This is a genomic window from Pseudomonas sp. D3-10 (assembly GCF_051132175.1).
Classification (GTDB): Bacteria; Pseudomonadota; Gammaproteobacteria; order Pseudomonadales; family Pseudomonadaceae; genus Aquipseudomonas.
The window spans coordinates 1,622,196-1,645,149 of sequence record NZ_CP071668.1; the positions used below are offsets into that span (position 1 = coordinate 1,622,196).

Here is a 22,954-nt window from a genome sequence, read left to right on the forward strand (position 1 = left end):
AACCCTTAGAAGTTGTCAGTGGAAGTGAAAACGCCAACCCGGAGGCCTTCGGCGGTGTAGATCTCGCGACCGTCGACAGCCACCGAACCATCGGCGATGGCCATGTTCAGCTTGCCCTTGAGGACGCGTTTGATATGGATGTTATAGGTGATCTTCTTCGCAGTCGGCAGTACCTGACCGAAGAACTTCACTTCGCCCGAACCCAGGGCGCGGCCGCGACCCGGCAGGCCTTGCCAGCCGAGGAAGAAGCCGACCAGTTGCCACATGGCATCCAGGCCCAGGCAGCCGGGCATCACCGGATCGCCTTCGAAATGGCAGGCGAAGAACCACAGGTCCGGAGTGATATCCAGCTCGGCGACCAATTCACCTTTGCCGTACTTGCCACCCTCATCGCTGATATGGGTGATGCGATCCACCATCAGCATGTTCGGGGCGGGCAGTTGCGCGTTACCTGGGCCGAACAGCTCACCGCGACTGCAGCGCAGCAGATCTTCCCGAGTAAAGGCGTTTTGTTTGGTCATGCGAGCTCCTCAATAGTCCCATGCGGCAGGGTGGGGCAAATCTTCCCGACCGATCGAAGCGTTCATGCCTCGAGTCGGCAGCCTACTCATAGACTATTGCGTTGTAGTGAAAGTCACAGCACACGGGAAAATCAATGTACACCTGTGCACTGAAATAGTTATTCCTTCCCCGATCGAGGCGTGGCCGGGTGCTTAAGACTGCCGCACTTTCGCCTTTCACGCCAGTCGCAGATAGTCCTAGGCCCTGCATTTACCCGACCCAGCGTTGCAGAATCTGCTGCAAGTCGATTCGTTTGAAGGGTTTGGCCAGGTAATCGTTCATGCCCGCTGCCAGGCACGCTTCGCGATCACCCTGCAGTGCATTGGCGGTCAGGGCGATGATGGGCACGTCGGTGCAGCCGGGCAACTGGCGGATCTGCCGCGTGGCTTCGTAACCGTCGATGACCGGCAACCGGCAGTCCATCAGGATCGCTTCGAAAATCAGGCTCTCGGCGCTACGTACGGCCTGGGCGCCATCGGTGGCGACGCTGACCTTGAAGCCGAGGCTGCGCAGCATCGCTTCGATCACCGTCTGGTTAACCGGATTGTCTTCCACCAACAAGACATTGCGGCCTTCTCCGTTGCTACCGCCGCCGGGCAGGCGCGGGGGCAGGGTCGGTGGCGCCAGGCGCGACAGGGCCAGCGGGATTTCCAGGGTAAACACCGAGCCCTGGCCTTCCTGGCTCTGGGCCCGCAGCGTGCCGCCCATGCGTTCGGCCAGGGTGCGGGCGATCGGCAGGCCGAGGCCCGTGCCGCCGTAGCGTCTTGAAATGGAACTGTCGGCCTGCTGGAAGGCGTCGAACATGCGCTCCAGGCTTTCGGCCGGGATGCCAATGCCGCTGTCGCGCACGGTGCAGGTGAACCACAGCAATTCGTGATCAAGGGCCTGCCACTGGCACTGCACCGTAACGCGGCCCTGGTCGGTGAATTTCAACGCGTTGCCGATCAGGTTCACCAGGATTTGCCGGATCCGCGTCGGGTCGCCTTGTACCTGCAGCGGCTTCATGTCGTCGGGGACCAGCAGGTCCAGGCCCAGCTTGCGCTGCGCGGCGCTGTGCTGGAACGACTGCGCGCAACTGCCCACCAGCTCGGCCAGGTTGAACGGGATGTGCTCCAGCTCCAGCGCCGAACGCTCGATGCGCGAGAAGTCGAGAATGTCGTTGATGACCTTCAACAGGTGCTCGGTGGATTCCGATGCCAGCGCGGTGTATTCATGCTGCTCATCAGTCATATGGGTGGTTTCCAGCAATTGCAGCATGCCCAATACGCCATTCATGGGCGTGCGCAGTTCGTGGCTCATCATCGCCAGGAATTCCGACTTGGCGCTGTTGGCCTTTTCTGCTTCCTCCCGGGTCTTGATCAATTGAGCCATGGCCTGGTGCTGCTCGCGGCTTGCTTGTTCGAGGCCCGCGGCCAGGTTGTTGATGTGCCGCGACAGGGCGCCCAATTCCCCGTCGTCGACAATAGGCAAGGGCCTGCTGTAATCACCCTGCTGGATGGCCTTGACCGCATGGCCGATGTCGCGAATCGGCTGCGACAGGCTCGCTGCCAGGCGGCGCGCCACCAGGAACGTGAACAGCAGCGCAAACAGGGCCAGGACCGCTGCCTTGAGCAGGATCTCCTGCTGCCGCTGGCTGAAGGCGTCGCTGGACATGCCGACAATGACGCGGCCCAGGTAATCCTCGCCGGCCGCCTCGATGGGCGGACTGTTGCCTTGCAGGAAATCATTGTTGAGGGCAATGCGCTGCAGGCGAACGGGGGCCTGGAATACTTCGACCTGCTGGGAATGGTTGCGGGTTTGCGACGGTTGTTCCACGTACACGAGAACCCGCTCGGTGCGGTCCTGGACTTCCAAAAAGCGCACGTGAGGCGTGGCGAGCGTGGCCGTCAGCAGGCTTTCCAGCACATCATTGTTACCGGATATGACGCCATACTCCGCGGCTGGAGCGAGTTGGTTGGCGATCAGCTGCCCGGTGTGGTTGAGTTCCTGGCGTAGGTCCTGGATTCGCACGAAGGTGAAGAAGCTGATCAACAGCACCGTCAGCAGCAGTGCCGGCCCCAGGGCGATGAGCTGGGTACGGGTATTGATATCCCAGCGGCGACGCAAGGTCATGGACGGTGTTCTCCTTCTGCCAGCTGCGTAGCGACGGATTCGACGTCAATCGGTTCGATCCCCAACGAGCGAGCGACCTGTTGATTGCTCAAGACTTTGAAGCGGGGCGGATACAGGCTGCGCGGCCACGTGGCGGCGGGGCGGTCCAGCAATTCGTCGAGAATCGCCAGCCAGTCTTCCTGGCCGCTGTAGGTGCTGGCCAGGCTGCCGGCCTTGACGAAGGCGGCGCTTGGCCCGATCAGCGCGCGTTGCCGGGCGTAACTGCTCAGCAGCAGGTTCTTCACGGTCTTGGGGTTATAAAGGTCGGGGTCGTCGAGGCCCAGCAAGACGTCGCTTTGGCCCAGCAGGTTTTGCAAAGGGCGGCTGTCGTTGATGTCGTCCCAGCGTTCGCTGACGATTTGCAGGCCCAGCGGCAACGCTGCCTGCTGAAGGTCCTTGAGCAGGAACTCGCTGTGCCTGTCGTACAGCACGCCGACCCGCCGTACTTGTGGCAGGACCTGACGAATCAGGCGCAACTGCCGGCCCATCGGTGGATCGCTCCAGAGCAGGCTCAGGTGTCCGGGCGTCCCGTCACCCAGGCGTTCCCGGGCTTGCTGACGGCTGATCCGCAGCACCAGAGTGGCCGGCCCGCGAGGCGTTTGCAGGCGCCAGTCGAGGCTCGGCGGGTCGAGCAGGATCAGGCGCACGTCATCCGGCAACCGATCCGGCGCCGGCAGGTTGGCCAATGGGGTGAATCGCACGCGGTCCTGGGGACGCCGGGCCTGCAAGGCCTGGGTGAATGACTGCACGCCGGGGCTGTCCTGGGCGCCTGTCAACAGGACCTCGGCGGCCCGAGCCTCGAGCGTGACCAGCAGGCCGGCAAATGCCAGGCACAGTAACCACCACAGGCGGCCACGAAAGGGCGTCGTGCGGGGTTGGCACCGGGACATCTAGAAGGACAACTCCGCGCTGAAATACACCACATGGCGGGAATCGTAGCGGTTGTCGACGAACGTGGTCGGCTGGTCATCGAGGCGTTGCTGCAGGGTCCCCGCGACTTCCAGGCTGGCTTTGCCCAGGGGAATGCGCCGGGCGAGGCGGCTGTCGATCCGTTCGTAGCGGTAACCGTTGAGGGCGTCGGCGGCGTAATAGAAAACCGCGCTGTTCCAGCCCCGGCCCCAATCGCGCAGCCAGCCGGCCGAACCGCTGTTGCGGGCGGTCAGCTGTTCGTCGAGGGGGTTGCTGGCCAGCGCATCGACATAGGCGTAGGTCAGGCGCAGCCGGTCGGCCGCTGTCATCCGCCAATCGAATTGGGTTTCGGCGCCGGTGAACTGCGATTCGTTGCTGTTGCTGGCGATGTACTGGTTGTTGCGCAATGGTTCGCTGATCATTCCGGTGATTTGGTCGTGGAACAGCTTCACGTCCACCGCCAGGCCCAAATCCATGAAATAACCGTTGTAGCCAAGCTCACGCGAGCGCATGTGCTCCTGATCCAGGTTGCCAGGGCCGCGCGTTCGAACGAAATAACGGGCGCTGTCCTGACCAAAGGCGGCCGGCCGTAGATTGGTGACTTGATAACTCCAGTTGACGTTGTTCTCGAACATGTCCGGCGAGCGCACCGCCTCGGAATAGACCGCCCGGAGGCCGTGTCGCGGGGTGATCAGGTAGTTGATTGCCATCCGAGGGGTCAGCGAGCTGCCCGTCAGGCGTGCGTCCTCGAACATCGCGCCGCCCTGCAACAACCAGTGTTCGCTGGCCCGCCATTCGAGCTGGCCGAACAAACGGTAGGTGGTGTCGTCCAGGGTGCCGTTGAAGTACGTCTGCGAATCGGCCCGGTCGTAACGATAATTCACGCCGGTGACTAGCCGCAGGCTGTCGGAAAGACTGAGGGTGTCCTGAACCTCAAGGTCGTAGCGCGACTCCCGGGCGCTCTGGTCGATATCGCCACACAGTGTCCGGGAAGCACCGTTTCGCCATTGGTCGAGCACTTGATTGGCCAGTGCCTGTTCCTGGGCCGTGCCGGCGGGGACCCCGGTATTCAGGAAACTGGGAATATTGCGCGCCAGCTTCTCGGCATAGTTGGGGTTGAGCTGCCACAGATCGGTCAATTGCGGGCTGAACGACACCTCCGCATCGCAGGCGCGCCAAGTCTGCTGGCGATCCCAATGCTGCATCGAACCCTGGATATAAAGGCTGTGGTTAGGATTCAGGTCCAGGTTCCAACGCAGCGAAGCGGCGTAATCCTTGGCGCTGACGTCGGAGTTATCCCCAGCTTCGGTAATCCCGGCAAACACCGGACGGTAGGTGTAGGGCCGCTGGTTGGTCCCTTCCTTGGCATTCAACTGCCAGTCAATGCTCTGGTATTCATCCAGGGTTTGGCTGACGGACAGGTTGAAGCGGTTCAGGCGACGGCTGTCGCGGTAGTCGGCCCCGTTGCGGTTGCTGTCAAAACCGTCGTCTTGCTGGCCGGACAGCGACAATCGCATGTCACCGTCTTCCCAGCCTGTGCCCTGGCTGGCGTACCAGTCGCTGATGCCGTTCTGGCCTCGGGTAACCTTGAAACGGGTGCCGTGGCTGTCGGCCGGGGCGCGGGTGATGATGTTGACGACGGCCATCAGTGCATTGGCGCCATAGCTGACGGTGTTGGGGCCGCGAAAGACTTCGATCCGCTCGATGTCTTCCATGGCGACCGGTATATCGCTCCAGTCCACTGTCGCCAGGCCGGCCCGGTACACCGAGCGACCATCGATCAGCACTTGCATGCGCCGCGCTTCACTGGCACTGGTGCCGTGGTAGTTGGCGGTGGGCTGGTTGCCGCTGATGTTGCCGACCATCATGCCTGGCACCAGGCGCAACAATTCGCTGATGTCCCGAGCGCCGCTGGCCTTGATCAATTCACGGTCCAGCACGGTCATGCTGCCGGGTACCGCCGCCGGCGACTGCTTCAGGCGCGTGGCGGTCAATACCTGGGGGAGGGGCTGGTTGTCCACGAACAAGTCGTCGGCCACCGCTGGCGGGCTGATGATCAGCGCCAATAGCAGTGATGAGCCTGGACGGGTGGGGCCAACGAACACGGCACAGCCTTTGGATAGAAGAAGGATGGCGGGCATGTTAACCGAGCCGAACGACTTTTCCATTCACGTTGACAGCATTTTCCTAGGAATTGGTGGTCAGCTTCCTACAGCGATGGGTAATTGCGGACGGGGCTGGTCGCGCTCTGGCTGCTCCGTATAATGCCCGGCATTGCCACTTGGTATGGAAGAGCGGATTGCATATGACTGAACAGCGCCCGATTGCGGTCCTGGGAGGCGGGAGTTTCGGCACCGCCGTGGCTAACCTGCTGGCGGAGAATGGCCACGCGGTGCGCCAGTGGATGCGTGACCCGGAGCAGGCCGAGGCCATCCGGGTCAACCGGGAAAATCCGCGTTATCTCAAAGGCATCAAGGTCCGCCCTGAAGTCGAGCCGGTGACCGATTTGCAGGCCACGCTCCAAAATAGCGATCTGTTTTTTGTCGCCTTGCCCTCTAGCGCCCTGCGTTCGGTGCTGGCACCGCACGCCGAGCGCTTGAGCGGCAAATTGCTGGTGAGCCTGACCAAAGGCATCGAGGCGCAAACGTTCAAGCTGATGAGCGAGATTCTTGCGGACATCGCCCCCAAGGCGCGAATCGGCGTGATATCCGGGCCTAACCTGGCGCGGGAGATTGCCGAACACGCCCTGACCGCCACCGTCGTCGCCAGCGAAGATGAAGAGCTGTGCCAGCAGGTCCAGGCCGCGCTGCATGGTCGCACCTTCCGGGTCTATGCCAGCGCGGATCGTTTCGGCGTGGAGCTGGGCGGTGCGCTGAAGAACGTCTATGCGATCATCGCCGGCATGGCGGTCGCCCTGGGCATGGGCGAGAACACCAAGAGCATGCTGATCACTCGGGCGCTGGCGGAAATGACCCGTTTCGCCGTGAGCCAGGGCGCCAACCCGATGACCTTCCTCGGCCTGGCCGGCGTGGGCGATCTGATCGTCACCTGTTCCTCGCCCAAGAGCCGCAACTATCAGGTCGGTTTCGCACTCGGCCAAGGCCTGAGCCTGGACGAGGCCGTCTCGCGCCTGGGCGAAGTGGCCGAAGGGGTCAACACCCTCAAGGTGCTCAAGGCCAAGTCCCAGGAAGCCGGCGTGTACATGCCGCTGGTCGCCGGTCTGCATGCGATTCTGTTCGAAGGGCGCACGCTGGAGCAGGTGATCGAACTGTTGATGCGTGGCGAACCCAAGACCGACGTCGATTTCATTTCCACCAGCGGTTTCAACTGATTCCGTTGACCGCAAGCAGGAGCGAACCATGAACGATCCGAAAGGGCAGCCGCAATACGAATCCATCCTGCTGCGAGTGCTGTGGATGGTGATTTACCTGCTGGTCTGGCAGGTGGCGCAATTGATCCTCGGCGCCGTGGTGCTGGTGCAATTGATCTACCGGCTGATCTACGGCGCACCGAGTGCCAGCCTGATGAATTTTGGCGACAGCCTGAGCCAGTTCCTGGCGCAGATCGGTCGCTTCGGCACTTTCCATAGCGACCAGAAGCCTTGGCCATTCGCCGACTGGCCAACCCCACGCACACCGGAAGGTGAAACCCCCCACACCGTTGCACCGGCACCACATCCCGCCCGGGACGAGGAGCCGAAGCTATGAAATTGTGGGTGTTGCGTCATGGCGAGGCCGAGCCCCACGGTGTTCGTCCCGACCCTGAACGGGTGCTGACCATCCATGGCCGCGAGGAAGTCTTGCTCAGCGCCGGTCGGTTGATGGGCGAGCCCCTGCGGGCCATTTTTGCCAGCCCCTATGTACGTGCCCAACAGACCGCGCAATTGGTTCGCGAGGCGCTGGGGTTCGAGCCGGAGTTGGTCACGGTTGATTGGCTCACGCCGGAAACCCGTCCGGCCGAGGTATTGAAACACCTGGATGATCAAGACAACGTGCTGCTGGTCAGCCATAACCCACTGGTGGGCAGCTTGCTGGGGCTTTTGCAGCACGGTCATCTGCAGCAACCGGAACAAGTATCGACGGCAGGCCTGGCCGAGCTGGAGGGCGACCTGCCGCTGGCCGGTTCGATGAAACTCAAGAGCCTCAGGCACCCCTGAGAACAACCGTCCCAAGACAAAACAAAAACATAAAGGAAGGGCAGCGATGAGTCTGTGGCGCACCACCCCCAATATTGAACAACTGAACGCGGCCGGTAAGAACACCATCAGCGAAGTGCTGGACATCCGTTTCGAATCTTTCGACGACGAATCCCTGACCGCGAGCATGGTGGTCGATCATCGTACCCATCAACCGTTCGGCCTGTTGCACGGCGGCGCGTCCGTGGTGCTGGCCGAGACAGTCGGCTCCATGGCGGCCTATCTGTGCGTCGACACGAGCAAGTTCTACTGCGTCGGCCTGGAAATCAACGCCAACCACTTGCGTGGCGTGCGCAGCGGGCGAGTAACCGCGACGGCCCGGATGGTTCACCTGGGCCGCACCACCCAGGTCTGGGACATCCGCCTGGTCAATGATGACGGCAAGGTCAACTGCGTATCGCGCCTGACCATGGCGGTGGTTCCATTGGGTGAGCAGCCGCCGGCGCGCTAAGAGACGTTACAAGCTAAGCAGTCCCGCTTTTACTTGTAGCTTGCAGCTCGAGGGTCAATGTTGCTGTCATCATTCCTGTCAGTTCCGGTCATTGCCGCACCATCAGGTTCTGCGCAAAATCGGTCGCAGTTCTCGCAATGGATCGGCCAATATGTCGCAACAGGTGTTTTTCGCCCACGCCAATGGTTTCCCCTCCGCCACCTACGGTAAGTTGTTTGCCGCGCTGGCGCCGCAGTACGAGGTTTCCCACCTCGAACTGCACGGCCATGACCCGCGATTCCCGGTCGACGACAATTGGAACAATCTGGTGGACGAACTGATTCACCACCTTGAGCGGCAATCGCAGCCGGTGTGGGGCGTCGGGCATTCTCTGGGCGGCGTACTGCATTTGCATGCGGCGTTGCGCTGCCCGCAGTTGTATCGTGGTGTGGTCATGCTCGATTCCCCGGTCCTGACCCGCGCCGACCGCTGGCTGATTCTTGCCGCCAAGCGCCTGGGCTTCATCGATCGCTTGACGCCGGCCGGGCGAACCCTGGGGCGGCGGGAAGAATTCAACGACCTGGCGTCGGCGCGGGAATATTTTGCCGGCAAGACGTTGTTTCGCGGTTTCGACCCGGAGTGCTTCGAAGCGTACCTGCAACATGGTTTGCAGCCTGTTGGTGATCGGTTGCGGCTGCGCTTCGACCCGGCCACGGAAATCAGCATCTACCGAGGCGTGCCGCACACCAGCCCCGGGAGGGCTCGAAAGCTCGACATGCCGTTGGCGGTAGTGCGGGGCCGACAGAGTCGGGTGGTGATGCGTCATCACGCCCGATCCGTGAGCCGCATGCCCTTGGGCGAATCCTTGACCATGCCGGGTGGTCACATGTTTCCACTCGAATATCCCCAGGACACGGCCAACTTGCTCAAGGGCCTGCTGCAGCGCTGGCAGGGTCGTAGCCCATGAGCGTCGTCGAAGAAATTCGCCTGAGCCTGCCCCATATCGAGTTGGCGGCCCATTTGTTCGGGCCGGAAGATGGCCGGCCGGTGATTGCCCTGCATGGCTGGCTGGACAACGCTAACAGCTTCGCCCGGCTGGCGCCTATGCTCCAGGGCGTACGGGTGATTGCCTTGGACATGGCCGGTCACGGACATTCCGGGCACCGTCCGCCTGGCGCCGGCTATGCCCTGTGGGATTATGCCCACGATGTGCTGCAAGTCGCCGAGCAACTGGGCTTGAAGCGTTTCGGGCTGCTGGGGCATTCCATGGGGGCCATTGTCTCGCTGGTCCTGGCCGGTGCCTTGCCGGAGCGGATCAGTCACTTGGCATTGATCGATGGGGTGATTCCTCCTACAGCGAAAGGCGACAATGCGGCCGAGCGCATGGGCATGGCCCTGCAAGCGCAACTGGATTTGCAGCAAAAACGCAAACCCGTCTACAAAACCCTCGACCGGGCCATCGAAGCGCGTATGAAGGGACTGGTGGCAGTCAGTCGCGAAGCCGCCGAGCTACTGGCCCAGCGCGGCTTGATGCCGGTGCCGGGAGGGTTCACCTGGCGCACCGACAATCGCCTGACCTTGCCCTCGCCGCTGCGCCTGACCGACGAACAGGCCATGGCCTTCGTCGCGCGGGTCGCTTGCCCCGCGCACTTGGTAGTCGCGGCCGACGGCATGCTTGCCCAGCACCCCGAATTGCTGGAACGTCTACCCTTCAGTCATGAACAGTTACCTGGCGGCCATCATTTGCACCTGAACGACGAGGTCGGTGCCGCTCTTGTAGCAGACTGTTTCAATCGGTTCTTCAGCGTTTCTTGACTTGCGCCGGGCAAGTGTCGAGGCTGGGCGGGTTGAAAGGGAGCCAACCATGACAGATATCCATTCACTTGCCTTGCTGTGCATTGATGAACGCCTTTGCGTCGCGCGGACCCAGGCCAAGCCGATCCAATGAAACTATCCATTCGTTCATTCGTCCTGCTGGCACTGGCCGGTTTCAGCCCGCTATCCCTGGCTGCCGATGTACCCGGCAGCCAGGATCTGGAACGCGTGCCGCGCATGCCCGACGCGCAAATCGTCGATTATCGGCAAACCAGCGACCTTGAGCGTATCTACCCCATGGGGTCGATTCGCAAGATCAGCGGCCAACTGCGTTTCGACGGGCAGGTCGATGCCCGTGGCAACGCCACCTCGGTGACCTACGAACTGCCGCCGGAACATACCGCCACACAAGCGTTCACCGCCGCCCGCGAAGCCTTGCAGAAACAGGGCGCCGAGCTGCTGTTCTGGTGCCAGGCCCGCGATTGTGGCGAAAGCAGCCTGTGGGCCAACGAAGTGTTCGGCAATGCCAAGCTCTATGGCGCCGACAATGGCCAGGCCTACCTGTTGCTGCGCCTGGCGCCGCCGGCGGACAACACGCTGATCGCGCTGTATGCCATCACCCGTGGCAACCGCAAGGCCTACCTGCATGTCGAGCAGTTCGAAGCGAGCGCGCCCCTGGGGGATGTGCTGCCGACTTCTGCCACGTTGTTGCGCCAGCTCAAGGACACCGGCGTGCTGGACTTGCCGCGTCTTGCCGGCGAACCGGAGGAAGCCTGGCTACGCCTGTTGTCTCGGGCCTTGAACCTGGACACCGGCCTTCGGGTCAGCGTCGCCGGCCCACACGCCGAGGCGTGGCGCCAGGCGCTGGTCGAGCAGGGCGTCCGGGCGGCAAGAATGGAAGCGGCCGGCGGTAACACGGCGGGCTTGCACCTGGAGCTGTTGCGATAAGCTGACGTGGCAAACGCGCGTGTCGTCCTAGCCCGGCCTTGTTCATTTCTCGAGACCTTACATGCTCAATAACGATCGGCTGTTGGTGCAAATACTGCTCCTGGTGTTGTTCGGGGCCAGCCTCTGGGTGATGGCTCCGTTCTGGTCGGCGCTGTTCTGGGGGGCTGTGCTCGCTTTTGCCAGTTGGCCACTGATGCGCCTGCTGACCCGTTGGGTCAACGGTCGCGAATCCTTGGCGGCGGCCTTGCTGACGGTCGGCTGGATGTTGCTGGTGGCGGTGCCGCTGGTGTGGCTAGGCTTCAATCTCGCCGATCATGTGCGCGATGCCACGGCCTTTGTCAGGGATGTGCAGGTCGATGGCCTGCCCGAAGCCCCCGACTGGCTCGCCGGCGTACCGCTGGTGGGCGGGCGCCTGGTAACGCTCTGGAACAGCATCGACCAGCAGGGCGCGGCGATGATGGTGTCCATCAAGCCCTACCTGGGACGTGTCGGCAACTGGTTGCTGGCCCGTAGCGCGCAGATCGGCGGCGGAATCCTCGAACTGACCCTGAGCATCGTGTTCGTGTTCTTTTTCTACCGGGACGGCCCGCGATTGGCGGCGTTTGTCCAGGGGCTGCTGGAGCGGCTGATCGGTGATCGTGCCGGGTACTATGTCGAATTGGTGGCCGGCACGGTGCAGCGAGTGGTCAACGGGGTGATCGGTACCGCCGCGGCTCAGGCGGTACTGGCGCTGATCGGCTTTTTGATCGCCGGGGTGCCGGGTGCGCTGGTACTGGGTATCGTCACCTTCCTGCTCAGCCTGATTCCCATGGGGCCGCCGCTGGTCTGGATACCTGCCACGGCCTGGCTGGCGTGGAAGGGCGAGTATGGGATGGCGGTGTTCCTGGGTATCTGGGGCACGTTCATCATCAGTGGCGTGGACAACGTGCTCAAGCCCTACCTGATCAGTCGTGGTGGAAACCTGCCGCTGGTGATCGTGTTGCTCGGGGTGTTCGGTGGCTTGATCGCGTTCGGTTTCATCGGGTTGTTCATCGGTCCGACCCTGCTGGCGGTGGCGTACAGCTTGCTGACGGATTGGAGCAAGAGCCAGGCGCGGTAACGCAGCGGTTCAGGCCACACGGGGCACGCGAATCACCGCCGTCAACCCGCCGCCGGGTGTTTCTTCCAGGCTCAAGTGCCCGCCCAGGCGTTCGGCGGCCTCCCGGGCGATGGTCATGCCCAGGCCGACGCCTCCCGAGTTGCGGTTGCGCGAACCCTCTAGGCGAAAAAATGGCTCGAATACCGCTTCGCGCTTGTCCGCCGCGATGCCGGGGCCGTGGTCAATCACCCGGATCAGCAACTGGTGCTGCTGATCGTCCAGCACGATCGATGCGTCGCCAGCGTAACGCACGGCATTGTCGATGAGGTTGTTGATGCATGAACGCAGTGCCATCGGTTGCACCCGCAAGGGCGCGCAGGTACCGCTGGCATGCACATTGGCGCCGTGGTCCTGGGCGTTTTCGCTTAATGATTCAACCAGCGCCTGCACGTCCATCCATTGCAACGCTTCGCTGGTGCGTTGTTCGTGGAGATAGGTCAGGGTCGCGTCGAGCATGCCGATCATATCGTCCAGGTCTTGACGCATCTGATCCTGCAGCCGGGGGTCGTTGATCTGCTCCAGGCGCAGCTTGAGTCGCGCAAGTGGGGTGCGCAGATCATGGGATACCGCGCCAAGCATGCGCGAGCGTTGCTGTACCTGCTCGCGGATCCGTTGTTGCATCAGGTTGAACGTATGGGCGGCTTGGCGGGCCTCCCGCGGACCGTTCTCTTCCAATGGCGGGCTATGGAGGTCCTCGCTCAGCCGTTGGGCGGCGTCGCTCAGTCGCTGGATGGGCCGAGTCAACAGCTTGGCGCCGTACCAGGCCGCAACGATCAGGAACACAAATTGAAACGTCAGGGGCACCACGGGCCCGCCAAACCGGGGGCGTGGGCCGGGTGGCGGGCCGGAGTGCGAGGGACCTGCGGTTTGATGGGAAAATTCCGGGGGCGGCCCGGGAGGTGGCTTGTCGTAATGAAAAAACCAGGCAAAGGCCAGCAGGTGCGCCAGCACGATCGCCACCAGCAGCACGCCGAACAGGCGGCCAAACAGGGAATCGAAGCGCAGGCGCATCAACCGATATCCCGCGCATCGAACAGGTAGCCTTCACCGCGCACGGTCTTGATCAACTGCGGAGCCTTCGGATCGTCCCCCAGTTTCTGGCGCAAGCGCGAGACCAGCAGATCGATACTGCGGTCGAAGGCCTCGATCGAGCGACCGCGCGCGGCGTCCAGCAATTGTTCACGGCTGAGCACTCGGCGTGGTCGCTCGATGAACACCCACAACAGGCGGAATTCTGCGTTGGAGAGGGGCACTACCAGCCCGTTGGCGGAAACCAGTTGGCGCAGCACGCTGTTGAGCCGCCAGCTATCGAAGCGAATGTTGGCGCGCTGCTCGCTGCGATCGTCGCGCACCCGGCGCAGGATGGTCTGGATTCGCGCCACCAGCTCCCGGGGTTCAAAAGGTTTGGCCATGTAATCATCCGCGCCCAACTCCAGGCCGATGATGCGGTCGGTGGGTTCGCAGCGGGCCGTCAGCATCAGGATTGGAATATTCGACTCGGCGCGCAGCCAGCGGCACAGTTGCAAGCCGTCTTCGCCCGGCAGCATCAGGTCTAGCACGATCACGTCGAAGTGTTCTGCCTGCATCGCCTGGCGCATGGCCGCGCCATCGGTTACGCCACTGGCGCGAATGCCGAAGCGGCCCAGGTAGTCGATCAGCAGCTCGCGGATCGGTACGTCGTCATCGACGATCAGCGCGCGGGTGCTCCAGCGCCTGTCGTCGTCGGACACTTTCTGATCGCCAGAATTTGCAACAGGGGTGTACTGCATGAGATGCATCATCTGCCATTGGGGCTGCCAACCGAAAGAAGGCGGCGGGGGGGTGGGGTGAGCATAAGCTTCGCGGCGGTGGGCCGTGAAGCGTTGAAAGAGCGGCGTTCGGCGGCTGAGGGTAGCGTCCCGTCGTGTTGTGCGCATGTCATGAATGTATCGGCGTTGACACACATGACGGCAGGGCCGATCAATGATTTGCCGATCATTGGGTCCCGTTAGGGCGCTGGTTCCGCTACAATGCGCGCCGATTTCGACTTGCCTGAGAGCTCATCCATGTCCGCCTGCCAGACGCCTATCATCGTCGCCCTGGATTTTCCTACCCGTGACGCCGCCCTGAAGCTGGCCGACCAGTTGGACCCCAAGCTCTGCCGGGTCAAGGTCGGCAAGGAGCTGTTCACCAGCTGCGCGTCGGAAATCGTCGGAACCTTGCGGGACAAGGGTTTCGAAGTGTTCCTGGACCTCAAGTTCCACGATATCCCCAATACCACCGCCATGGCCGTCAAGGCCGCTGCGGAAATGGGCGTGTGGATGGTCAATGTGCATTGCTCCGGTGGCCTGCGCATGATGGCTGCCTGTCGTGAAGTGCTGGACCAGCGCAACGGCCCCAAGCCGTTGCTGATCGGCGTGACCGTGCTGACCAGCATGGAGCGTGAAGACCTGGCGGGCATCGGCCTGGACATCGAGCCCCAGGAGCAAGTGCTGCGCCTGGCGGCGCTGGCGCAAAAGGCGGGAATGGACGGCCTGGTTTGCTCGGCCCTGGAGGCCAACGCCCTGAAAACGGCCCACCCCTCGTTGCAGCTGGTGACCCCGGGCATTCGCCCGGCGGGCAGTGCCCAGGACGACCAGCGCCGCATCCTGACCCCGCGCCAGGCACTGGACGCTGGCTCCGACTACCTGGTGATCGGCCGGCCGATCAGCCAGGCAGCCGATCCGGCCAAGGCGCTGGCGGCGGTAGTGGCGGAGCTGGCCTGACCCAACTACGCGGGCCCCTGTGGGAGCGAGCTTGCTCCCACAGTTGTTTTGCGTCGGCCACTCACAGTGATGTGCCTCAGACCTTCAACACCAACTTCCCAAAATTCTCACCACTGAACAATTTGGTCAGCGTCTCGGGGAATGTCTCCAGCCCTTCGACGATGTCTTCCTTGCTCTTGAGCTGCCCCTTGGCCATCCAGCCGGCCATTTCCTGCCCGGCGGCGGCGAACTGCGAGGCATAGTCCATGACCACGAACCCTTCCATCCGCGCGCGGTTGACCAACAGCGACAGGTAGTTGGCCGGGCCCTTGACCGCTTCTTTGTTGTTGTATTGGCTGATGGCGCCGCAGATCACCACGCGGGCCTTGAGGTTCAAACGGCTGAGCACCGCATCGAGAATGTCGCCGCCAACGTTATCGAAGTACACATCCACGCCTTTGGGGCATTCGCGCTTCAGGCCGGCGTGAACGTCTTCACTCTTGTAATCGATGGCACCGTCGAAGCCCAGCTCATCGATCAGGAATTTGCATTTGTCGGCGCCGCCAGCGATGCCGACCACCCGACAGCCTTTGATCTTGGCAATTTGCCCGGCAATGCTGCCTACCGCCCCGGCGGCACCGGACAGGACCACGGTTTCGCCGGCCTTCGGTGCGCCGACATCCAACAGAGCGAAATAGGCGGTCATGCCCGTCATGCCCAGCGCTGACAGATAACGTGGCAGCGGCGCCAGTTTCGGATCGACTTTGTAGAAGCCTCGCGGCTCGCCGAGGAAATAATCCTGCACACCCAAGGCACCGTTCACGTAGTCGCCTACCGCGTATCCGGGGTTATTCGAGGCGACGACCTGGCCTACGCCCAAGGCGCGCATGACCTCACCAATGCCGACCGGCGGGATGTACGATTTTCCCTCATTCATCCAGCCACGCATGGCCGGGTCCAGGGACAGGTACTCGTTCTTAACCAGGATCTGGCCGGGTGCCGGCTCGCCGACCGGGACTTGTTGATAAGTGAACGTCTCACGGGTAGCGGCGCCCACCGGGCGTTTGGCGAGCAGGAACTGGCGGTTGGTCAGGGCGGTCATGACAGGCACTCAAGATGAATGAAGTCTTGTTGATAGACGCTTGGAGCCTTCGCTGCAAGGTTTGCCGATACAGCGAATGCACATCGATCCAACCCAGTGATAATCCGCCGGGTATCGTTATCACTGGCGTTCATGCGACGCCAACCGGCGGTTGGATAGTGCTGCCGCACCGAAGCGATGGATGGCTATATTGCAGCGACAACGGTAATTCTTCGAGGCATTGACGATGAGCATGACGTTTTCCGGACAGGTTGCCGTGGTGACGGGCGGCGCGGCGGGCATTGGTCGCGCCACGGCCCAGGCGTTCGCAGCACAGCACCTGAAGGTAGTCGTCGCCGACCTGGACGTCGCGGGTGGCGAAGGCACGGTGCAGTTGATTCGCGATGCGGGTGGCGAGGCTGTGTTCGTGCGCTGCGACGTGACACTGGACAGCGACGTGCAAAATCTCATGAATGAAGTCATCGGCGCCTACGGTCGCCTCGATTACGCATTCAATAACGCGGGCATCGAAATCGAGAAGGGCAAACTGGCTGACGGGACGCTGGATGAGTTCGACGCGATCATGGGCGTCAACGTTAAAGGCGTCTGGTTGTGCATGAAATACCAACTGCCCTTGCTGCTTGCCCAGGGCGGCGGCGCGATCGTCAATACGGCCTCGGTGGCAGGGCTTGGGGCGGCGCCAAAGATGAGCATCTACGCGGCGTCCAAGCATGCGGTGATCGGCTTGACCAAGTCTGCGGCGATTGAATATGCCAAGAAGAAAATCCGCGTGAATGCGGTGTGCCCGGCGGTGATCGATACAGACATGTTCCGTCGGGCCTATGAGGCGGACCCGAGAAAAGGCGAATACGCCAACTCGATGCATCCGGTGGGCAGAATCGGCAAGGTCGAGGAAATCGCCAGCGCCGTGTTGTATTTATGCTGCGACGGCGCGGCATTCACCACGGGCCAGGCGTTGGCGGTGGATGGGGGGGCTACGGCAATCTGATACCGACAAGCGCTTTTCTCGCTGCAGGACAAAGCCCGCACTGGTTGCGGGTTTTTCTTTGGAGGGCAAAGGTTCCCCTGACGGGTTTGCCATTGTATTTCAAGAAATGAGAATCAGCCGTTTTTGCGTGTTCTCTTACATCGTCCAGCATCGCCCTGTGCTTAACTGTTTGTGGAAATAAAACAAACGCTTAGGAGCTTGGTTACTCATGGAGTTGAGAATTGACCGGCAGGCCCTGGTGCCCGTCGTGCAGCAAATTGTCGATGCGTTGGCCTGCTGGATTCGACAGGGCGCGGTGGAGCCGGGGACTCGCCTGCCATCGATCCGCCAGCTGGCACGGGAGAACCTGCTGAGTCAGGCGAGCGTCCATGAAGCCTGCCAGCGTTTGGTCGCCCAGGGCTTGCTGGCGTCGCGCCATGGTTCGAGTTTTGTCGTGGCTCCGGCCGCTTGCGCAACGGAAGAAGCCTTGGCCCATGGCTGGCTGCAAGGTGTATTGGCCGATCATGACGCCCCGGCAGGCGTTATGTATCAAGCGCTGAAGCTGGGCGGCGGCGGGCTGCCTGAAAGCTGGCGCGAAAGTGATGACCTGGGGTATGCGATACGTCAGGTGACTCGCACCGACATGGCGGGGTTGTTCAACTACAGCACGCCACTGGGACTGCCAGCCCTGCGTGAGCAGCTGTCCAGGAGATTGAAACAGTTCGATATCGATGCCGATGAAAAACGCATCCTGACCACCCTGGGCGCTACCCACGGGCTCGACCTGATCGTGCGCACGCTTCTGCGACCGGGCTGCTGCGTGGTGGTGGAGAGCCCCGGTTACTCGAAGCTGTTCGACCTGCTCAGGCTGCACAAGATAGACATGATCGAGCTGCCCAGGACACCCCGTGGCCCGGACGTCGACGCCCTTCAACGCCTGCTGGCGATTCATCGACCCAGCGCTATTTTCGTCAACAGCGCCTGCCACAACCCAACCGGCAGCAGCCTGGCGCCGGCGGTGGCCCAGCGTCTGCTGCAACTGGCGCAAGAGCACGCGATGCTGGTCATCGAAGATGATGTCTACGCCGATTTCCAGGGGCCAACGCGGGCCCGATTGGCGGCGCTGGATACCGACGTGGTCTACCTGGGCAGCTTCTCCAAGACCTTGAGCAGCTCTTTACGCGTTGGGTTCATGGTGGCGGCGCCCTCCGTCATCGCGCGTCTGGGCGAGATCAAGGAGATCACTTGCCGGGGCGGTTCCCGATTCGCCGAGTCCGTGCTGGCCAGCCTCCTGGCCAATGGCGCCTATCGCAAGCTGGTCCAGCGCCAGCGCCAGCGCCTCAATGCCGACATGGCGGTGGCGTTGCAGCTTTTGGAGGATGCCGACTGGAAAGTATTCGGCAAACCGGCGGGAGGCCTGTTCATCTGGGCGCGTCCGCCGCTGTGTGACTATGCTGAGGTACAGCGTCTGGCCAGGCGGTGCGGCATTCAGTTGTCATCCCGCACGGCGTTCAGCCCATCGGGTGCCGAGACGGATTGGCTGCGGGTCAACGTCGCCTATGCCCGGGATCCCAGGGCCTTGGCTTTCTTCCGGGCCACGGCTCTGGATCGACCTCAAATGTCCTGAAAACGACGCGGCTGTAGCTTTTTGCCATTATTCCGACGCCAGCATCTTGTGTTGCGGGGCGTCTCGTTGCGAATCTGCAATCAACACACACCGGCAGAGGACTGGGCGCAATGATTTCGGCCGTGCAAGGACGTTTTGCCAACCTGGGTATGGCAAAGAAATTGGGTATCGGCTTTGTCCTGGTGCTGCTGCTTACCGCAGTAGTGGCGGCCATTGGCGTCTGGTCCCTGCAAACCATCAGTCATCGCTTCGACGGCTTGAAGCAGATGTCATCCCTCAACAGCCGGTTGCTCAAGGTCCGGCTGCTGGAGCAGGAATTTGCCTTGCGTTCAGACCCCAAGTCCGCCGATGCCCTGCGACAGGGGGTCGATGGCTTGCTGGCCCTGGCGAACGACCTCAGGACACGGTCAGACGGCAATGCGGCGGTGATGAATGAGGTGGAGCAGGCGCTGACGGCGTATCGCAAGGCCTTCGATGAGTTCGTCGGGCTGAGCCAGAGCAAGGACCTGGCGCTGGAAATGGCCAGCTGGTCGGTGTCCAGTGTCGCCAACAACCTGGATGTATTGCAGGCCGGACTCGCCGATGATGGCGCCTATACCTTGAAGGATTCCGAGGGCAAGGAGGGTGCAGAGTTCATCGAGCAGGCCAACCAGGTCAGCGAAGTGTCGCGACTTATGCTGCAGTCGATGAACGAAGCGCGCGTTCGGTTGGACCAAAGCCGTAAAGGCAGTGATGAGGCTGCCGGGCAGGGCAATATCGAACAGGCCGAGCAGGCCATGAAGTTGGCGGAAGCGCTCAAGGGCGCGGTCAAGGACCCGGGTTACCAGACCGTACTCAACGAGGTCGCCGGGCACATCGGCGGGTTCAACCAGCAACTGGCGGAATACACCGCGCTGCTGGCCAAGGAAAAGATCGTCTACCAGCAATTGCATGAGCGCGCCGATCAGGTGATGGCGCGGGTCGACCAGGCCTACAGCGCCGAAGACAGTGCCATGCAGGCGGAACTTAAAAAAAATTCGTTGATGATCATCGGCTCGTCGGCTTTGGCGCTGCTGGTTGGATTGATCGCGGCCTGGGTGATTACCCGGTTGATCGTCGCCCCGCTGCGCAGTGTGATCCGTGTCGCCCAGCGGATCGCCGCCGGGGACCTGAGCGCCAAGGTCGAAGTGATGCGCCGGGATGAGATTGGCCAGCTGATGTTGGCGATGCAACAGATGGGTGCCGGCTTGAGCAGTATCGTCAGCGGTTTGCAGGCTGGCATCGACCAACTGGCCAGCTCCGCCCAGTCGCTGTCGTCCGTCACTGAACAGACCAACCTGGAAGTCAGCAGCCAGAAGGAAGAAACCGAGCAAGTGGCCACGGCGATGAACCAGATGACTGCCACGGTTCACGATGTAGCCCGCAATGCGGAGGAGGCGGCGCAAGCGGCCCAAACGGCTGATGATAAAGTCGAAAGCGGCCAGCAGGTCGTGCGCCAGAGCATGGTCCGTATCGAGCAACTGGCTGACTCGGCGACCATGGCGAGCACCAGCATCGAAAGCCTGAGCGCCGAGATACAAAACATCGGCACCGTGCTGAGCGTGATCAAGAGTGTCGCCGAGCAAACCAATCTGTTGGCGCTCAACGCAGCTATCGAGGCGGCGCGGGCTGGCGAACAGGGCAGGGGGTTTGCGGTGGTGGCCGATGAAGTGCGGGCCCTGGCCAGGCGCACGCAACAGTCCACCGAGGAAATCGAGCGCCTGGTCAGCGCGCTACGCTCTGCTGCTCAAGCGTCCGTACAGCAAATCCAGAGCAGTGGCGAGCTGGTAAAAATGGCGGTCAGCGATGCATTGCAGACCGAAAGCGCGCTAGGCAGCATCGCGGCGGCGGTGTCGTTGATCCAGCAAATGAACCAGCAGATCGCAGCGGCCGCCGAACAACAAAGCTCCGTGGCCGAAGAAATCAACCGCAGCGTCACCAGCATCCGCGCCAGCGCCGATCAATCATCCGTGGCCATGCAGGGTAATGCTGCCTCCAGCGTTGAACTGGCGCAGTTGGGCGTTGAGTTGAAAGGAATGGTGGGGCATTTCAAGTTGTGAGTTGGGGAGCTGTTGCTGCCACTATCGCCAGCAAGCTGGCCCCCACGTGGGATGTCCGGTGAACACAAGGTTCATGTCGCCGCAAATCCTGTAGGAGCGGGCTTGTCCGCGAAGAGGCCAGCACGTTCCAACCTTCTCACCCCATCCCGCTCCGCACCCCAACCTCAGTCGTAGACCTTCTTTTTCTTCCACTCGTCGTTCGCTTCGTCTTCCTTCAACCCCTCGGTCAACTGGTTCACCTCACCCTCCACAGGCTGAGTGCTCGCCAGGACCTGGGCATTGGCCCGAGCCAGAAGCTTTTCCAGATAAGCCAGCTGTTCAGCATAGACCTGCGGTTCCTGCTGCTTGCGCAAATACTGGACACCACGCTCGAACGCCAGGCGAGCCTGCCCGGGCTGTTCCTGCTGCAGCGCCTGCTGGCCGAGGTTGTTGAAGAATTCGATGTGCAGCAGCACCAGAATGTGCCGGACCTCGCGAACCCAGCGCTTGGCCTCGTTGGGCGGCAGGAAACCGTCCTGGGCCGCGCGGGTGATCTGGCCGTGCAAGGCCTCGAGCAGGAACCGAACATCCTTGGCCTTCGCTTCGGTCTGGATCGGCGCCGGCGGGTTGTTGACCGGAATCGATTCACCCTGGGCGGCCAGTGCAGTCAGTTCGTCCAGGCGTGCCTTGACCTGAGCGTTGGACTTGTCGAGATTCAGCAGGCGCTGGCAGACGTTCAGCTCAAGACGCGTGATCAACAGCTTCAGGGCAGGGGTCATCAACTGGCCGGGGAAGGTTTCGGTGAGCTCGCCACAACGACGCAGGCGGTCGTTGAGCTCGACCTTGGTGCGGGCCTTTTCCAGCTTGTTGTTTTCCACCACATGGTTCATGTAGCCAATGGCGATCAACAGTGCGATCCCGGCTACGACGAGCAGGGTGATCATGAGTGGTGTCACCGGTAAGACCTCTTTAATGGGGAACGCATGTCATGAGTGTAGTGGCTTGGCTTTTAAGCGCATAGGCCCGAGCGACGCGATTAGACGGGCGTCGTGCTGTTTATAGGGCTTACAGCGGAGTAGATGCACATTGCCACTATTTGCCTGGTGCGACTATAGCGCCTTGGCGGGTGACAGAATATAGGCGTCAGAGACCGGGCGGACAAAATTCGCGAAGCCGCTTCAAAGCGGGGGAAGTCATTGATTTAAATAAATTTATATCTGGGGGTTGACGACCCTCCAATCCATCCATAGAATGCGCGCCACTTACAGCGTAAAGCACCTAGCCAAACGCGATAAGCAGTGAATGTTGTACGTGTGTCCCCTTCGTCTAGTGGCCTAGGACACCGCCCTTTCACGGCGGTAACAGGGGTTCGAGTCCCCTAGGGGACGCCAATGCGGGAATAGCTCAGTTGGTAGAGCACGACCTTGCCAAGGTCGGGGTCGCGAGTTCGAGTCTCGTTTCCCGCTCCAATTTTAAACAGCGTTGCTTTCGGGCGGGGCTGAGTGAAGCCAGAGCCGACATCTTCGGATGCGGATTTGGGCACTGGAATACACACCATGTGTTCCAGTTAGTGTGTCCCCTTCGTCTAGTGGCCTAGGACACCGCCCTTTCACGGCGGTAACAGGGGTTCGAGTCCCCTAGGGGACGCCATTTGCGGGAATAGCTCAGTTGGTAGAGCACGACCTTGCCAAGGTCGGGGTCGCGAGTTCGAGTCTCGTTTCCCGCTCCAAATTCAAGAAAACGCCGCTCATTCGAGCGGCGTTTTTTTATGCGCCTATAAAAAGTCTCCTAGCCCTCCAGGCGGTCGCGAGCCGCGATGACTCAGCGATCGGGCTGGGTTGCGCTGCTCCACAGCAAAGAAAAAGCCCGCAAGGTGTAAGCCGTGCGGGCCTGTTTTTTACTGGCTGCGATCAGTGTTTGCTGTCCTGGTCCGACATCGCCAGCAATTGTTTTTCCTGGTTCCAATCGAAGGGCTCGTCGTTCTGCTCAGCTTCGAACCGACGTTCCTCCAAGGCCTGGTACAGGTTGATTTCTTCGTCGGGCATGTAGTGAAGGCAATCGCCGCCGAAGTACCACAGCAGGTCGCGAGGCACCAAGTGGGCAATCTGCGGATATCGGACGATCACTTGGCACAAGAGGTCCTGGCCCAGGTATTGGCTTTCGATCGGATCGACCGGCAACTGCGCGCGCAAATCATCAAAGCGTTCCAGAAACAGCGCATGGCTTTCTTCGGGCACCTGTTCGGCCTCACCCACGGCGACCAGGATGCTGCGCAAGTGGTCAAGCAAGACGAGGTGATCGGCAACGACGTTGGACACGAGATAAGTCCTC

At 61.7% G+C, this 22,954-nt stretch carries 21 protein-coding genes, 4 tRNA genes and 1 pseudogene; 17 read left to right on the top strand and 9 right to left on the bottom strand.

Annotation, left to right across the window (positions count from 1 at the left end):
- Nucleotides 1-5: 5 nt before the first annotated feature.
- From fabA to J3P90_RS07265, 4 genes are all read right to left on the bottom strand, one after another.
- Entirely contained in the window at nt 6-521 is a 516-nt protein-coding gene (fabA, locus tag J3P90_RS07250) for a 3-hydroxyacyl-[acyl-carrier-protein] dehydratase FabA (protein WP_030138344.1), read from the bottom strand.
- 250 nt (nt 522-771) lie between these two features.
- Entirely contained in the window at nt 772-2,673 is a 1,902-nt protein-coding gene (locus J3P90_RS07255) for an ATP-binding protein (protein ID WP_434607156.1), read from the bottom strand.
- The gene (locus J3P90_RS07260; RefSeq protein ID WP_434676028.1) at nt 2,670-3,602 is read right to left on the bottom strand and encodes an ABC transporter substrate-binding protein; all 933 of its coding nucleotides are present in this window, start codon (nt 3,600-3,602) and stop codon (nt 2,670-2,672) included. Before J3P90_RS07260 ends, J3P90_RS07255 begins: the two co-directional genes overlap by 4 nt.
- Nucleotides 3,603-5,762, bottom strand: coding sequence for a TonB-dependent receptor plug domain-containing protein (locus J3P90_RS07265; RefSeq protein WP_434676029.1), 2,160 nt, complete (start codon nt 5,760-5,762; stop codon nt 3,603-3,605).
- A gap of 164 nt (nt 5,763-5,926) precedes the next feature.
- On the opposite strand from J3P90_RS07265, the gene J3P90_RS07270 reads away from it, so the two are divergent.
- The 8 genes from J3P90_RS07270 (at nt 5,927) to J3P90_RS07305 (ending at nt 12,108) form a co-directional block, all read left to right on the top strand.
- Nucleotides 5,927-6,952 carry an NAD(P)H-dependent glycerol-3-phosphate dehydrogenase gene (locus J3P90_RS07270; protein WP_434648579.1) on the top strand — a complete coding sequence of 342 codons (1,026 nt, stop codon included), beginning with the start codon at nt 5,927-5,929 and terminating at the stop codon, nt 6,950-6,952.
- Between the two features lie 28 nt (nt 6,953-6,980).
- Entirely contained in the window at nt 6,981-7,328 is a 348-nt protein-coding gene (locus tag J3P90_RS07275; protein WP_420766916.1) for a DUF4389 domain-containing protein, read from the top strand.
- Entirely contained in the window at nt 7,325-7,777 is a 453-nt protein-coding gene (gene sixA / locus J3P90_RS07280; protein ID WP_420766915.1) for a phosphohistidine phosphatase SixA, read from the top strand. The genes J3P90_RS07275 and sixA overlap by 4 nt, the downstream gene beginning before the upstream one ends.
- A gap of 46 nt (nt 7,778-7,823) precedes the next feature.
- Complete coding sequence (locus J3P90_RS07285) at nt 7,824-8,267, top strand: hotdog fold thioesterase (protein WP_420766914.1); 444 nt, start codon at nt 7,824-7,826, stop codon at nt 8,265-8,267.
- Between the two features lie 151 nt (nt 8,268-8,418).
- The gene (locus J3P90_RS07290; RefSeq protein ID WP_434607151.1) at nt 8,419-9,213 is read left to right on the top strand and encodes an alpha/beta fold hydrolase; all 795 of its coding nucleotides are present in this window, start codon (nt 8,419-8,421) and stop codon (nt 9,211-9,213) included.
- Nucleotides 9,210-10,061, top strand: coding sequence for an alpha/beta hydrolase (locus J3P90_RS07295; protein WP_434607149.1), 852 nt, complete (start codon nt 9,210-9,212; stop codon nt 10,059-10,061). The genes J3P90_RS07290 and J3P90_RS07295 overlap by 4 nt, the downstream gene beginning before the upstream one ends.
- Before the next feature lie 129 nt (nt 10,062-10,190).
- A complete protein-coding gene (locus J3P90_RS07300; protein WP_434676030.1) occupies nt 10,191-11,009 on the top strand; it encodes a DUF4892 domain-containing protein in 819 nt (272 codons plus the stop codon).
- 61 nt (nt 11,010-11,070) lie between these two features.
- Complete coding sequence (locus J3P90_RS07305; protein WP_420766910.1) at nt 11,071-12,108, top strand: AI-2E family transporter; 1,038 nt, start codon at nt 11,071-11,073, stop codon at nt 12,106-12,108.
- Between the two features lie 9 nt (nt 12,109-12,117).
- Here J3P90_RS07305 and J3P90_RS07310 read toward each other — a convergent pair whose 3' ends face one another.
- On the bottom strand, nt 12,118-13,158 hold the full coding sequence (locus J3P90_RS07310; protein WP_434560046.1) for a sensor histidine kinase: 1,041 nt from the start codon (nt 13,156-13,158) through the stop codon (nt 12,118-12,120).
- Nucleotides 13,158-13,916, bottom strand: coding sequence for a response regulator (locus J3P90_RS07315; RefSeq protein WP_434607144.1), 759 nt, complete (start codon nt 13,914-13,916; stop codon nt 13,158-13,160). The genes J3P90_RS07310 and J3P90_RS07315 overlap by 1 nt, the downstream gene beginning before the upstream one ends.
- A gap of 276 nt (nt 13,917-14,192) precedes the next feature.
- Here J3P90_RS07315 and pyrF point away from each other — a divergent pair, with 276 nt between their 5' ends.
- Nucleotides 14,193-14,891: an orotidine-5'-phosphate decarboxylase gene (pyrF, locus tag J3P90_RS07320; protein ID WP_420766907.1), complete on the top strand. Its 699-nt coding sequence runs from the start codon at nt 14,193-14,195 to the stop codon at nt 14,889-14,891.
- 76 nt (nt 14,892-14,967) lie between these two features.
- Here pyrF and J3P90_RS07325 read toward each other — a convergent pair whose 3' ends face one another.
- Nucleotides 14,968-15,972, bottom strand: coding sequence for an NADP-dependent oxidoreductase (locus J3P90_RS07325; protein ID WP_420766906.1), 1,005 nt, complete (start codon nt 15,970-15,972; stop codon nt 14,968-14,970).
- Nucleotides 15,973-16,198: 226 nt separating this feature from the next.
- Here J3P90_RS07325 and J3P90_RS07330 point away from each other — a divergent pair, with 226 nt between their 5' ends.
- The 4 genes and pseudogenes from J3P90_RS07330 (at nt 16,199) to J3P90_RS07345 (ending at nt 20,644) form a co-directional block, all read left to right on the top strand.
- Nucleotides 16,199-16,960: an SDR family oxidoreductase gene (locus tag J3P90_RS07330; protein ID WP_420766905.1), complete on the top strand. Its 762-nt coding sequence runs from the start codon at nt 16,199-16,201 to the stop codon at nt 16,958-16,960.
- Nucleotides 16,961-17,168: 208 nt separating this feature from the next.
- Nucleotides 17,169-18,566, top strand: coding sequence for a PLP-dependent aminotransferase family protein (locus tag J3P90_RS07335; protein WP_434676031.1), 1,398 nt, complete (start codon nt 17,169-17,171; stop codon nt 18,564-18,566).
- 1,022 nt (nt 18,567-19,588) lie between these two features.
- Nucleotides 19,589-19,735: pseudogene (locus tag J3P90_RS07340) on the top strand (HAMP domain-containing protein); the annotation flags it as partial.
- Nucleotides 19,736-19,939: 204 nt separating this feature from the next.
- Nucleotides 19,940-20,644, top strand: coding sequence for a methyl-accepting chemotaxis protein (locus tag J3P90_RS07345; RefSeq protein ID WP_434635635.1), 705 nt, complete (start codon nt 19,940-19,942; stop codon nt 20,642-20,644).
- A 164-nt stretch (nt 20,645-20,808) separates the two neighbouring features.
- On the opposite strand, the gene J3P90_RS07350 is transcribed toward J3P90_RS07345, so the two are convergent.
- Complete coding sequence (locus J3P90_RS07350; RefSeq protein WP_434560042.1) at nt 20,809-21,567, bottom strand: hypothetical protein; 759 nt, start codon at nt 21,565-21,567, stop codon at nt 20,809-20,811.
- A 371-nt stretch (nt 21,568-21,938) separates the two neighbouring features.
- Between J3P90_RS07350 and J3P90_RS07355 the strand changes: the two genes are divergently transcribed.
- The 4 genes from J3P90_RS07355 to J3P90_RS07370 all read left to right on the top strand — a co-directional run bounded on the left by J3P90_RS07355 (nt 21,939) and on the right by J3P90_RS07370 (nt 22,352).
- Nucleotides 21,939-22,014, top strand: a tRNA-Glu gene (locus J3P90_RS07355).
- Between the two features lie 2 nt (nt 22,015-22,016).
- Nucleotides 22,017-22,092: transfer RNA gene (locus J3P90_RS07360), tRNA-Gly, on the top strand.
- A gap of 105 nt (nt 22,093-22,197) precedes the next feature.
- A tRNA-Glu gene (locus tag J3P90_RS07365) sits at nt 22,198-22,273 on the top strand.
- 3 nt (nt 22,274-22,276) lie between these two features.
- A tRNA-Gly gene (locus J3P90_RS07370) sits at nt 22,277-22,352 on the top strand.
- 181 nt (nt 22,353-22,533) lie between these two features.
- On the opposite strand, the gene J3P90_RS07375 is transcribed toward J3P90_RS07370, so the two are convergent.
- Nucleotides 22,534-22,941 carry a PA2817 family protein gene (locus J3P90_RS07375; RefSeq protein ID WP_420766902.1) on the bottom strand — a complete coding sequence of 136 codons (408 nt, stop codon included), beginning with the start codon at nt 22,939-22,941 and terminating at the stop codon, nt 22,534-22,536.
- Nucleotides 22,942-22,954 lie beyond the last annotated feature (13 nt).